Genomic DNA, 13,145 nt, shown 5'->3' with positions numbered 1-13,145 from the left:
CTCATCTGACAGGTTGTGCATGTGCTTCAAAATGAACAGGCCGGCGACTAGCCGCGTCGGCAAGCCCGGCTGTCCCGCCCCTGCTTGGCACACCGAACTGAAGCGCTCATTCAGGATGTTCCAGTCGATCAGCGCTGCCAACCGCACCAGCGGATGACCCATGTCGATGATCTGATCAAGCGCCGGAAGCAACAGGTCTTTTTGGCGATCATCCCGCGGCTTGCTCATCGCAACCCCAATGTCGACGACGCCGTCAGGGAATCACGAATCGCCCAAAAGCGAAACCTAAAACGCAAGAAAGCCAGGTCCAGCACCCCGCTTTCCTGCAAAATCGAATACTACATCAAGACCAATTCTGCTTATTTCTCAGGTCAATCCGCATTCTTCACGGACGACCCACGGGATGAGCGAACGGCGGGCGTATAAAGTCATCGGCCGCGAATGCCGCGGAAGACTGAGGTTTTAACTCGTCATCATCAGTGAAGCGGGCTGCTGCATCGCCGAAACACCCGAACGGCTTGGCAGGAAAGAAGCTTCCGCCCAACCTGTGTCCTTTGTAGGTTGCGCCGAAGCTCTGGGCGGCGCTATCTTAGCAGATCGTGGTCGGCAGACTGGCCAAACAGATCCACAGGTGTCAGGCGGGCCGCGCTTCTTGGCGAGTGTAATCCCCATTTCGAGCGAGGCGGCATCAAATATTGAAAAATATTGAATGTGCGTTCGTCCACGCCAACAAAGACAAGAGTTGCCCTCTAAAAGCAGAACGCAAACGCTTTCGGGATTAAGGCAAGGTCACGCCTTCATCTTTCTGCTTTTCTACGCCGCCCGGCAAAACCGTTGGCAAATAGCAACATCCCGGATGAAGCCGTACTCGGTCGCCGGAGTCGACCGTCCTGCCTACAGTCGCGAACGCTATCAGGCCCGGACGATATTATTCGCCGGTTCAGCGAATTTTCCGCGGCAGTCGACGAGAAGCGGCGCCTCTGTGCGGATCAAATCATAATCGAACTTGTCGTGATCGGTCGCCAACAGAACGCAATCGAATGTTTTAAGAGCGTCTCGGCTCAATGCGATACTAGATAGCTCGAAGGAATGCGCTCGCATTTTCGGGAATGCTGATACGTGGGGATCGCTGTAAGCGACCTTAGCACCGAGCTCGCGGAGCCTTTCCATTAACAGGACCGATGGCGACTCACGAACGTCGTCGACATTTTTCTTGTAGGCGATGCCAAGCACCAGTACCGAACTTCCATTGATGGATTTGTTTCGCTGGTTGAGGGCTAGCGAAATCTTTGAAACCACATAATCAGGCATCGACGAGTTGATTTCGCCGGCAAGCTCGATAAAGCGCGTGTGCATCCCGTATTCGCGAGCTTTCCAGGTCAGGTAGAACGGGTCGATCGGAATGCAATGTCCTCCAATTCCCGGTCCCGGATAGTAGGGCACAAAGCCGAACGGCTTCGTCGCCGCCGCACGGATCACCTCATGGATGTCGATTCCCATCTTGTCCGCGACCATCTTCATCTCGTTGACAAGGCCGATGTTCACCGAGCGATGGATGTTCTCCAGCAGCTTCGTCAGCTCGGCGGCGCGCGTGGAGCTGACCGGAACGACCTTGTCGATAACCTGCCGATAGAGGGCGATGCCGGCTTCCAGGCAGGCGGGCGTGCAACCGCCGCAAACTTTTGGAATCGATCGCGTCGTAAAACTCTGATTGCCGGGATCCTCTCGTTCTGGTGAAAACACCAGGAAAATATCTTGACCGACCTTGAGCCCGCACTTTTCGATGCGCGGCTTCAGCTCTTCCTCGGTGGTGCCCGGATAGGTCGTGCTCTCCAGCGACAGCAACATTCCCTTACGAAGATACGGCAACAGCGAATCTGTCGTGTTCAGGACAAAGCTAAGATCTGGCTCGCGATATTTGTTGAGGGGAGTCGGAACGCAGAGAATAAGCGCGTCCACCTCTGCCGCCCGCGAGAAATCCGTCGTGGGGTCGAAGCCGCGCGCTGTCGCATCCTTTATGCTAGCGCCTGAGATGTGCTCGATATAAGAATGGCCCGCGCGAAGCGCATCCACTTTGGCCCTATCGATATCAAAGCCGATGACCTTGTAGCCGACCTCGCAATAGCGAAGCATCAGGGGCAGGCCAACATAGCCGAGGCCCACTATGCCAATTTTGGCGGTCCTCTGCTCGAATTTCGTAACCAATTCAGAACTCGTCTCTGACACAGGAATTACTTCAACCGTGTTCCCGGCTTGAGGGATATTCATCTTAGCTCTCTGCTTGAATGATACGGAGAATGTCTATGGGTTCTCTTGTGCAGGTTCAACGCTTAAATCATCGACAGCGCGCCGCGAACGTTCACACCCACAAGGACCGAACGCAGCCTTGGCGCACTGAGGCTTCACATGCTGGCATCGAGCAGCTTCACGATCTTATGGGCAGCATTACCTTCACCGTATTCATCAATATCGACGCGGTTGAGGCGCTCAGGTCCCTTCCAAAGCCGGTTCCAGCCATGGGTGATCGTCTCCGTCCACTCGGTTTCGTCACGTAGAGTCGTACAATGAACTCTATGAAAATAGGCTTCCTTCTGAAGACCTCCAGAATCCGTATAGATTTCGGCTGCGTGATGCAGCAGCTTCGCCATGTCGAAATAACCGATGGGGTCGATGACCAGGATGCCATTCAGGCTTAATCGCATACTGGATGCAGCCTGTCGGGTACGCGGGTGCAGTGGCAGCACCAGCGGGCGGACACGCGCGCATTCTTGCAAGAACTCCACAATGACGCGAAGCTGGTTGGGTTCGTCGGTGTTTTCCGCGCGATGAACAGTTGCCAACCCATACTGCTTCGACCTGAGGCCCAAATCGGAAAGTATTGTCGAGCTCTCTTCCGAGCGCTCAATCGCGAAAAGGGTTGCATCATACATCACGTCGCCGACATGATGTACGCCTTTGACAACGCCCTCGGCCGCGAGATTTGCAACGGCGGTTCTCGTAGGACAAAAATGCAGTCCTGACAGATGGTCTGTCACGAGTCGATTGATTTCCTCAGGCATCCGGCGATTGAAGGAACGCAGGCCCGCCTCGACGTGCGCCACCGGGATGTGGAGCTTGGATGCAGCCAGCGATCCGGCAAGTGTCGAATTGGTGTCGCCATAAACGATGACCCAATCCGGTTTCTCAGCAACCAGGATTGGTTCGATCGATATGAGCATTCGTCCAGTCATGTCGCCATGGCCCCCACCGCTTACATCCAGCTGGTATTGCGGCTTCGGTATGCTCAATTCGTCAAAGAAGACATCCGACATATTCGCATCAAAATGCTGGCCGGTATGGACCATCACCTCGGAGAGCACCTTGGTCTCGCGGATGGCGCGGCTAACGGCTGCCGCCTTGATAAACTGCGGCCGCGCTCCCACAACTGTAAGGATCTTCCTAGTCACTGCGTCAATCCGATCATAAGCATGTCGGCACGCCTACTGCTTGGTCAGCATCGAATATAGTTTTCCGCAATCCTTCCTCGAATCGAGTGAAACGGTTGAGTTCGAAATGCCCAGCAAGACGCTCGAGACTCGGAATGATGTCCGCAGCAGGTCTATTTACCAGTTCGAACTTCGGCTCGACGCCAAGCTGCAGGCCGATGGTGTTTGCGATCTGTCGGATCGAAACCGTTTCTGGTGTAGCGACATTCAGCGTCGCGCTCCAACAATTTGTTACGCTCGCAAGGATGACGTCGACAACGTCTTCGACGAATGTCGGGACCAGACGAATTCCTTCGCCGTTTGCCGTCACCTGAACCGGCGCTCGATTGCGCACCCGACAGATCAGATCCGGAATAAGCCGATCGCGCTGGCCTGGACCGTAAGGAAAGAACAATCTTAGAACATTCAGCGCGAAGAGGCCGGAAAACGGCTTGGCAACAACTTCCGACGCAAGCTTGCTGGCTCCAAGAAAGTCAGCCGGAGCCACCGCCGTATCCTCCTTCAATAGGCCCGAGAACGGTTGGTAGACTGCGCCGGAAGACGCCAGACAAAATTGCTTCACCCCTGATCGCGCCGCCCATTCCAACAGCCACATTGTCATACCAACATTGACAGCGAACATTTCGCGAGAATCTGCCGGAAAAGCGCGATAGCTGCGCGACTGCGCAAGGTGAATCACCACGTCCACGAATGGGGGAAATCCCGAACGCTCGATGGGAGCTGCCCCATCCCAAATGACCTTGTTTCCGAACCCGATCGAGGTCAGGGGCCGGCAAACGCAAAACAATTCATGTCCCGCCGCAACCAGACGCGGACCGAGCCGAGAACCGATGAAGCCGGTGCAACCAGTAAGTAGTACGCGCATGCTCATATCAAGCCGTGGGCTTTGTCAGAAGAACGGAAATACCGTTCGGATTTGCATCATTGAAGACGTAGTTCTTAACGCCGAGATCGTTCAGCCACCCCTCAACCTCCTCATCCGTATGCTGCCATGCATTGTGAGGATGATACCAGTCGAAATTGACCATATTGTTTGTTTCGTAGTCGAACGCCTCGTTCCAGAAGCACTTGAGGAAGTTGTAATACAGCAATCTTTGCACGTTGTGCATGCCGGCGGGAATTCCAAGCACTGGAATTGGCTTCTCGAGCCTAATCGTCGCGTTCAGCCGAGAGAGCTCTCGCCCAAGTTCAGTAATTCCCTCGCACGCCGCATAGCACTCCTCGGCCGAAAGAGGCATGAACTTTTGGCGTACATAATCGTCTGTAAATGCACGTACCGCGCCCATCTTTCGGTAGACATAGAAGAAGAATTGGCCGCCAGGCCGGACCTTCTCGTACAAGGCTTCGACGGCCGCTCGAGTGTCGGGGGTGTGATGCAGGACGCCATCGGCGATAATGAAGTCGAATGTATCGTCCGGAAAGGGCGCTTCCATCAGATCGGCCTGAACAACGCAGCAGTTCTGGAGATCGCTCGTGTTTTCAAAAGTCGTAAACGCAGCATCCGACACATCCAATGCGAACACCTCGCCTGGGCAGTTCTCTGCAATAAATCGCGTATTGAAACCCGACCCTGGCCCTACTTCCAGCACCCGCTTCTTGGCACGATAAAAGTCCTTCAGTGCGCCGAGATCCGGCACTCCGAGTTTCTTGCAATACCAGCCGAACAGGAATTCCTTGTGTTCTGGCTCAAGACCGTACTGCTTGAAACGACGCCACTTGTCCGAGAAAGTTTGGTTGGTCCTTGCCTGCTCCCTGGCCTCCGGTCGCGTTGGAGCGTTCGCCGGCTTCTGCAGGCCGTGCCGCGCGCAAAACTCGGTCAGGTCGGGCTGCATCGGTCCGCTCAGGAAGCACGGAACCCCTTTCAGGATCGGATACCACAGCGATGGGTCAGGAGTCCGGAGCATTCCCTCAATGACATGATCTTGCTGCTGTGAGAAAACTTCAAGTTGAACCGGCCTTCCGTCGGGTCGGAGCAGAGAATTAAGCGTTCGCATAAATGCAGTCCCCGAAATGCGGATTAGTGGAGCGCCCCACCATACGCGCCGTGCTGCTTGCACCAGGACTCAAAACTGAGCAAGCACCATATCAGCGCAACGTGATTGGCCTTCTCCTCGAAGTGTTCGTTCAAGATGCGGCGGACGAAGCTGTATTGCAGAACGCCCCGTCGCCGCACTGTAGACTCGGAGAGCTGCTCCTCAATCCAGCGGCGAAGCGTGCCCCTGTACCAAGAGGCGTCTGGAGGGCCAAATCCCATCTTGGGCTTTTGATAGATCGCCTCGGGAACAAGAGGCCGAACGGCCTCCCTAAACAGGATCTTCCCGCTTGTACCGTCGGATAATAGCGACCAGTCAATATCGAGCAGATAGTCGACGAGCTCGTTGTCCAAAAGAGGCACTCTGGCTTCCAAAGAGTGCACCATCGACAATTTGTCTTCCAGAACCAGCAACCCTGAGAGATAGGTCGTTAAATCAACATGCATGACGACATCCCAGGGGTCGCGCGACGGAGCGGATGCTATCGCTTCTTCGATCGCGACAAGCGCATCAAAGCCCGAAGCGGCTTGAAGGAATTCGGGCGTAAAAGCATCCCGGATCAGCGCAGCCGCGATTGGAACGTTGAGACTGGCCCTATATATGGTGAAGGGGTCTTTTGGAGTTTGCCTGCCCTGCCTTGCCGAGCGAAGGCACTTGACCATGCGTCGCATGAATGAGGCCGGAGCAACCCGAGGTACGATTGCATATCTGCCGACGTACCCGCCGGTCACCTCGTCGCCGCCGGTTCCCGACAATACAACCTTGGCGTCTCGGGCAACGCGGCGCGCAATCAAGTAGTTCACATAGGCCATTCCCATGCGCGGATATTCAAGCGCTGCAATCGTGGCATCCAGGTTGTTGATCAGCGCATCCTGAGGCACCATGAATTCAACTCGCTCGATATTAAGCTTTTCTGCAACCGCCCGGGAGAACTCGCGCTCGTCGACGAACCTGTCCACGCCAACATTATCGAGATCGAAAATGCAGGAGTAGGCGCGAACGACGGGATCGATCTTGTGAGCCCCGGAAGTGATCGCCGAGCTGTCGATTCCACCCGACAAATACGCCATGACTGGAACGTCCGCGGCCAATTGCCGCCGCAGAGCCCCCTGAAGAATTTCGGCGAACTCACCGGAAGCTTTCTCCAGGTTCCGCGAGTAGCTGCGTTTATAGGACGCAGACCAGTAGGTGTTCCGAAAGCTGCCATTCTCTCTGAAGCGCTCGAATGTACCGGGCCTGAGGAGGCGCACGTTGCGGAATGGTGTGCGTCCATTCCAGTTGTTCATCAGCGTGAAATATTCGAGCGTCGCAGACGCATCAAAGGCCTTGCGCGTCAATCCGCTGGAATGAAGCGCTCGCACCTCGGAACCGAAGACAACGCCCCCGCCGGGCAGCGGCGTCAAGTAGACGGGCTTGATTCCATATCGGTCGCGAGCGATGACGAGCTCACGTTCCTTCTCGTCCCAGATGGCACAGGCGAACATACCATTGAGCCGGCCAAACAGCCGATCTTTCCATTGCTCCCAGCCATGGACCAGCACTTCCGTGTCCGAGTGATCTGTCATGAAGACGTGGCCGGCTGCCTCAAGCTCCCTTCGTAGCTCACGATGATTGTAGATCTCGCCATTGAATACCACCCAGACACTTGCATCCTCGTTGCGCATTGGCTGAGTACCCATCGCAAGATCGACGATGGAAAGGCGACGAAAGCCCAAAGCAATGTCGGATGAAATGTAATACCCGCTATCATCCGGACCGCGATGGGCGATGCTCAAGGCCATCCGATGAACGCGTTTCTCCGCATCGGGACACTCCCCATAGTGCAAAATGCCTGAGATGCCACACATCTGACGTCCACCGGATCAGTTGCCTGCGGGGGAAAGCACGAACGTGCTATCCGGACTGCGATAGGCTGCAATCATCGCTTCAGCTATAACATCGGGATTGTGCCACCGTTCGACATAGCGTCGCGACTGTCTTCCAAGCTCCTTCCATTCGGCACGGCGCTCAAGAATCGCAGAAAGGTCGTGCGCAAGCCGACCGGGATTGACGTTCAAAACGGCGAGATCATTCCTCATAGCTTCTGGTACAAACTTCAAATCGCCCTCTCGGATATAACATGCTACCGGCTTTCCCATCGCCATCATTTCGACAGCAAAGCCGCCGTACCAACCCGCAAGTACCTGGTCAATGGCAAGATCCGCCGATTGATAGATGGCAAGTGCCTCTTCGTGCGTCTTTTTCTCAACCAAAATCAACTCGAAATCGAATCGCGATTTGAGAAGCTCAAGAGCCTCCAGGATAAGCTTGGTGCCCTTAATGCTCGCATCACTAGGCGCATGGACAATCCTTGGCTTGCCTTGCGAAGACGGATATTCCGGCGTGAACTTTTCGATCTCGACGTTAGCGTAAGGTAGAAATTGCCCGCCCGGAACAACGTGCCCCAACTCAGGATTGAGATAGAACACGCGATCGAACAACGGCAAAACGCGGTCAATCAAGTATTGACGTCTCGCGTCCAACGCGCCGACGCAATTCTCATAGGCGGAGCAACGACCACTGCCACACATCGTCCACGCATTGCGCCGGTTTCCTTCTCCCGCCAGTCGCGCGTCGCAACCCTGCAGCGTCATGAACTTCTTCTTGCCTAGATACTTCGCCAGCTCAAGGTCGACCGTCGAAAGGCGATTAAGGATTCGCCCCGTACGGCTCGTCGTGTCTGGAGGCGAAAGACCCGGGTAGAGGAACGTGACGCCGAAGTAGTAGTGCAACACATCGTAACGTAGCAACGCTGACATACCGAACCGAGCGCTGAGAAACGCTTTCTGAAGGCTCGTCGCCTTGTCGTCGTATAGAATCCTGTCGGCAGGATACTGAAACCAGGTGCCGCTTCGTACCACAAGGTCACTCTTGTTTCCGCGTCGGCGCTCAGCGCGCGAAAGCGACCATGGCTGATTACCGATGTTGAAGGGGCCGTGAAGGATTTTGATCATGAAGCTGGTTGGGATCAGATTGTCGTGGAGTGACTCGCGCGAGCCTGTTCGGCCCCGAAATTCATCACAATGTTGCAGTGAGGAATCGATCGATTGGCTCGATGTGTTGCTGATAGGCCTGCAATTGCAGCTCAACTATTCTTTCGGCTGAGTGATAGCGCTGTATCCAGGCGCTACCCGTCTCGCCTACTCCGCGTCGATCAACTTGATCCGCTATTACTTGACAAAGCGCCTCGGCTATCTCGCGTTCGGTGGAAGCCGACATGATCGGGGGAGCCTTAGAAAAAAACTTCTCGGCTGCGGTGAAGTCGACATTGGTAATAACCCGTCTTCCAAGCGCTAAGGCTTCAAAGGTGATGCCCCCGAAGCATGGTAGAACGAACTGATCCAGCACCGCGTGACTGCTAAGATATTTCCTCCAGAGCTCAGGCTTGCGCATCGGAGCTAGCCACTGCACCTTGTCGTCTATACCAAAACTGCGAACGAGTTCGCGAGAGGTATCGAGATCGCGGCCCCAGGCGATCATCGCAAGTCGCGACCGCGGATGTTCTCGGCTGACGGATGCAAATGCTCTGATCAGCCGGTCATTGCCCTTCACCAAGCTGGGGTCAGCATCGCGCCAGTCGTGTCTTGCGGGGTGAAAGAACAAGACGCGATCGGCGGGCGGCTTTATTTCGCCGTTTTGTTTCTTGAACGCGACGAGCTTTTTATCATCGAACGCGTGCGGAAGTGGCGTGACCCGGTCCCCCGATATGCCAAGGCGCCGCGCGGCAGCGATGCAATCGATGTTCGTGACGAAGACGTGGTTCGCACCGAGGAATACGGTCGACGCAAGCCGGCCGATCCTGTTATTCTGGAAAGGGATTGCCCTCAACGTTCCGTGCTCGTACGCAATATAGGGGCGGCGAGCCAGCAGCGGCCAGGCGCCGTCGATTGAGTATGCCTGTATGACATCAAAATGATCAAACAGTTTCGCTAGTGGGGCCAAGCGCGAGCGATACGCTGCGAAATCGCGCCGCTTTAGCGGAGAGCAGCCGCCGTTCCCCACCTTGCAAATCGCGGCCAGCCTCGCATGATCGGCGACTGAGCTTGATAAGACTCTGCGGATTGCGCGTTTCACTTTTCCCCCCGCGCTCATGACCTGTGACCGTAGGCTACGTGAAGATGCGAGCTTGCGCTTTTGCTCTAGAGTGCGGCGAATTTTTCCAGCCTGCTCAATTTGATTGGTAATCTGTGCTGCTATCATCGAACAGCACAACTCGAGCGGACCGGAAGCGAACCAATCCGGCCTCTGATAACTGCCCAAATCGACCTTGCTCCAATCGGGAAAGAATGGATTGCCAAGATCACCCTCAAAGGTTGCCTCTTCCCATTCCGGGCACGACATGATGTGATAATTTTCATAAGCGATGACATAAGCTTCTATGCCCTGCTGACGTTGGATCCGTGCGTTGTTGAATGCATTGTTCGCGATATTGCCTAGATGGAGCACCCGCAAGGCTCGACCGTGCCGTTCCCGCCAACCGCGGTACCAATCCAGGCCTTCTGCCTGCTCTGAAAAAACAGACGCGCCACAATCGCGCGAAGAAGCAATCAACGACATCCTCTTATTCAGCTCATTCATTAGCCAGACGACGCCAGGCTGCTATCAAGCTGCTTTCCAACTTGGAAAGGATGCTGCCAACCGGCGACAACCGAGATGGCATTTCGTCGAGCATCCTCGCGCTTCTGCATCTCCTCGATACGTCTGAGGATGCGTGGTGGAAAATTCGCGGTCTCTTGATATAGTCGTCCAAGACGTGCGGCAACTGCCGATACGCAATGCCAGCGCTGGACGTAGCGCAGGCCTTGTTCGCCGATATCAGGAAGATGATCCCGATTATGGATGAGCCACAGCAAGACTTGCTCGATATCGTCCGGGGTCGCGTTGATGATCGGGCATTCATTCGGCGCCTCAACCATATCCGCACTTCTCACGAAGCTGATTACCGGTTTACCCAGTGCCATACCTTCCAAGGCGGTATAGCCGTATGCGCCCGCTACAAATTGGTCCACGACCACGTCGGAGTCCGCAAACATTGCAAGAACCTGCCCATTGGGAACGCCTTGTATCTTGCAATATTCGATTTGGTACCCCTGCGCCTTCAGTTTTTCCAGCGTTTGCTCGAAATACTTGGACCCTTTGAGATGCGAGTGGTTCGGGGCGTGAGCGATCCGAAGCGGACCAGACGTCCCACGCGGGGAAGCTCTGCCGATCCGGTCTAAATCCAGCGGCCAGTAGTTGATATACTTTGCCATGGGCATATAGGGCAGCATATCGGCAAGCGTGATCAGCGCGGTCACACTCTTGGCTAGTTGGGAAATGTAAGTCTGCGCCTCCGCGTCGTGGCACGTGCAATACTTTGGTGGTTCCAGACACTCGACACAGGCGTTCCATCTACCGAGTGCCAGAGTAACCTGCCTAGTCCGAACGTCAGCCCCATATGCATAAATATAGACCCGTTTCCCGGCCTTTCGCAGAGCAGCAAGCTCTTCAAAGTTGTGTTGCAGTCGAGCAGATGAATCTATCAATCCGCGATCGGCAAAGAAGTGAAACACGTCGTATCGAAGCAAGGCCCACGTCAGGACCAACCGCTGGAACGCGAGGCTTTGACCATACCTGATTGCTAAAGCGTAGGGCCGTGTGAGAATAACATCGAACCGAGAAGTTATGAAATAGGTAACGTACACAAGAGACTCTGACCGAAAGCCGAGCTCTCGATCCGCCTTGGCCTTCAGCGGCAGCGTTAAGATCGGCGTTACCCCCCACAAGGTGCGAGGCCGCCCGAATCTGAGGCGCGCTGCACTGAATTTGGGGCCCAGCGAGATTGCCAGTTTCAGAGCTATGTTCGAAAGACCATTAAAGGCGACAGCAAGCCTGGCTCTTAGCTTGTAAAGAAATATCGCCTTTCGATCTGGTGACCACATGATCGCCCAGATTGAGAGCATCCGTATTCGGACACTTTTGGCGAGCACAACTCGCGCAGCCGATCTCAGCTTGTAAAGAATTATCGCCTTTCGATCCGGTGACTTCGTTATCACCCAGATTGAAAGCATCCATATTCGGACGCTTTTGGGGAGCAAAGCTCGCGCGGCGAGGCGCCCTGGGCTCTTCATTGCAATAACTCGAACTTCGCGGGACTGCCCACAGGCAGGCTCTGGTACAATGAAACGAGTTTTTTCCATTCCGACTTTGCGTCCAGCCTGGCGAGGGCCTCTTTCGTATTCGCGCTGAACGTTGCTCGCATTTTCTGATCCTGCATCAATTGCTTTATCGAATCCGCTATTGATAGCGGATCATATGGATCAAAGGTCAGTCCTACGCGATTCTCGAGCACAAGACTCTTCGCCTCTGCATAATCAGCAACCAGAACCGGAAGATCCGCCGCCAGATATTCAAAAATCTTGTTAGGCAGGGCAAAAGTGAAGTTTCGGCACAGTGCCGGCAACGTCCAGATGCCGGCATCTGCACCTCGGGCGGCCGCAACGACGTCTTTCGATGGAACCGGTGGAGCGAGGATGATTCTGTTCTCTACACCTATGTTGCGTGCCAGCTCCAGATAGCCAGGCCCAAACAGATCCAGAGAGGGACCTCGAATGACGAAGACGCATCCCGGTGCGTGGGCAAGCGATTCAATAATTGGCTCGATCAATCGGGTCGGTCCTGTGCCGCCCTGCCAGAGCAGCACGAAGGTTGACGGATCGATTTTCAATTGTTCCTTGAGTGGAGGATAATCCTTCGTCGGGTTGCGGAGGATATTAGGGATGTTCCGCACCACCAGTGGACGCTTGCCGCCCAGTTCTGCGACCATCGTGTCCGCGATCGAATCACAGACGGTGATCGTGGCGGATGCCTCTCGCAAGCAGCGCGCTTCGAGCTTTTTCAGCCGCGTTTTCCAGTCATCCGGGTACGGCACATACTCCTTGCGCTTTAAGTCCCAATGAACGTTTTCTGAGAACCATTCATGAAAATCTACAATCAAATGAGCTTCAGTGACATTGGCCGCGGCAAGCGCGACGTAAGCTGTATTGAGATCGTGAGCGTGAAACGCAAACGGCTTCGTGGTGACCGCGGCAGCATAGAGCTGGTTGCCCATGTAACCGGGATGCTCGCTGACGTAGGAAGCGGCGGTCCAGCTCAGCCATTTGATGGTTACCGACGGTCCCCAGTCAATTTTGAAGCTCTCGCCGGCACCATCATATGGTTCTGGGCAAATGACCGTGACACAATACCCAGCCTCAGCAAGCGCGCGAGCCTCGCGTTCCACGCGAGGATCAATCCTCAAGTCGGATACCACGAGCATAACAACTTCAGACCCGCTGGCATTCCTGCCGACACGGGAAAAAGGACCTAGTCTTGAGGCCGCCCTCAGCAGCGGCAAGCGCCGACGGACCAATTCAATGTTTTGAGAAAACGCTGTTCGGCGGCGTATATATCTAGAGCGTACTGCCCGAACGACGCGCCCAGCAAATCCGGAGGCGATTGTGCCGATACGGAAATGATGCCTCGCGGCTGCCCGTGTTGATTGCAAGCGCCGACGCCTCAATTCGAGGTTTCGAAGGACCATTGTTCCGGGGTTCAGGATTCTGGAGTT

Annotated in this window: 9 protein-coding genes and 2 pseudogenes; all 11 read right to left on the bottom strand. The window is 55.1% G+C overall.

Going from position 1 to position 13,145, the window contains the following annotated elements; all coding sequences use genetic code 11:
- Positions 1-228: pseudogene (locus tag JQ586_RS32305) on the bottom strand (IS5/IS1182 family transposase); the annotation flags it as partial.
- Positions 229-463: 235 nt separating this feature from the next.
- A pseudogene (locus JQ586_RS41225) lies at positions 464-746 on the bottom strand (DegT/DnrJ/EryC1/StrS family aminotransferase); the annotation flags it as partial.
- 166 nt (positions 747-912) lie between these two features.
- Complete coding sequence (locus JQ586_RS32295; protein WP_212398680.1) at positions 913-2,268, bottom strand: nucleotide sugar dehydrogenase; 1,356 nt, start codon at positions 2,266-2,268, stop codon at positions 913-915.
- Positions 2,269-2,402: 134 nt separating this feature from the next.
- On the bottom strand, positions 2,403-3,446 hold the full coding sequence (gene wecB / locus JQ586_RS32290) for a non-hydrolyzing UDP-N-acetylglucosamine 2-epimerase (RefSeq protein ID WP_212398679.1): 1,044 nt from the start codon (positions 3,444-3,446) through the stop codon (positions 2,403-2,405).
- A gap of 13 nt (positions 3,447-3,459) precedes the next feature.
- Positions 3,460-4,350 carry an NAD(P)-dependent oxidoreductase gene (locus JQ586_RS32285; protein WP_212398678.1) on the bottom strand — a complete coding sequence of 297 codons (891 nt, stop codon included), beginning with the start codon at positions 4,348-4,350 and terminating at the stop codon, positions 3,460-3,462.
- 7 nt (positions 4,351-4,357) lie between these two features.
- Positions 4,358-5,317 (bottom strand): bifunctional 2-polyprenyl-6-hydroxyphenol methylase/3-demethylubiquinol 3-O-methyltransferase UbiG, encoded by a 960-nt coding sequence (locus JQ586_RS32280; protein ID WP_212398677.1) that lies wholly within the window; start codon positions 5,315-5,317, stop codon positions 4,358-4,360.
- 185 nt (positions 5,318-5,502) lie between these two features.
- Positions 5,503-7,365 (bottom strand): asparagine synthase (glutamine-hydrolyzing), encoded by a 1,863-nt coding sequence (gene asnB / locus JQ586_RS32275; protein WP_212398676.1) that lies wholly within the window; start codon positions 7,363-7,365, stop codon positions 5,503-5,505.
- Positions 7,366-7,380: 15 nt separating this feature from the next.
- Positions 7,381-8,511, bottom strand: a complete 1,131-nt coding sequence (locus JQ586_RS32270) for a glycosyltransferase family 4 protein (protein WP_212398675.1) — start codon at positions 8,509-8,511, stop codon at positions 7,381-7,383.
- A gap of 64 nt (positions 8,512-8,575) precedes the next feature.
- Positions 8,576-10,114 (bottom strand): glycosyltransferase family 4 protein, encoded by a 1,539-nt coding sequence (locus JQ586_RS32265; protein ID WP_212398674.1) that lies wholly within the window; start codon positions 10,112-10,114, stop codon positions 8,576-8,578.
- Between the two features lie 20 nt (positions 10,115-10,134).
- Entirely contained in the window at positions 10,135-10,854 is a 720-nt protein-coding gene (locus JQ586_RS32260; RefSeq protein ID WP_212398673.1) for a glycosyltransferase, read from the bottom strand.
- A gap of 809 nt (positions 10,855-11,663) precedes the next feature.
- Entirely contained in the window at positions 11,664-12,818 is a 1,155-nt protein-coding gene (locus tag JQ586_RS32255) for a glycosyltransferase (protein WP_212398672.1), read from the bottom strand.
- Positions 12,819-13,145: the final 327 nt, after the last annotated feature.

The sequence above is a fragment of the Bradyrhizobium jicamae genome (genome assembly GCF_018130215.1).
Lineage (GTDB): Bacteria > Pseudomonadota > Alphaproteobacteria > Rhizobiales > Xanthobacteraceae > Bradyrhizobium > Bradyrhizobium jicamae_A.
The sequence above is the reverse complement of the archived record's forward strand: the minus strand, read 5'-3'. Positions and strand labels throughout refer to the sequence as shown.

Bases quoted from the DNA above. Each gene is read 5' to 3' on its own strand.
- JQ586_RS32295 (WP_212398680.1), bottom strand. From the start codon at position 2,268: ATGAATATCCCTCAAGCCGGGAACACGGTTGAAGTAATTCCTGTGTCA.
- JQ586_RS32285 (WP_212398678.1), bottom strand. From the start codon at position 4,350: ATGCGCGTACTACTTACTGGTTGCACCGGCTTCATCGGTTCTCGGCTC.
- JQ586_RS32280 (WP_212398677.1), bottom strand. From the start codon at position 5,317: ATGCAGCCCGACCTGACCGAGTTTTGCGCGCGGCACGGCCTGCAGAAG.
- asnB (WP_212398676.1), bottom strand. From the start codon at position 7,365: ATGTGTGGCATCTCAGGCATTTTGCACTATGGGGAGTGTCCCGATGCG.
- JQ586_RS32270 (WP_212398675.1), bottom strand. From the start codon at position 8,511: ATGATCAAAATCCTTCACGGCCCCTTCAACATCGGTAATCAGCCATGG.
- JQ586_RS32265 (WP_212398674.1), bottom strand. From the start codon at position 10,114: ATGTCGTTGATTGCTTCTTCGCGCGATTGTGGCGCGTCTGTTTTTTCA.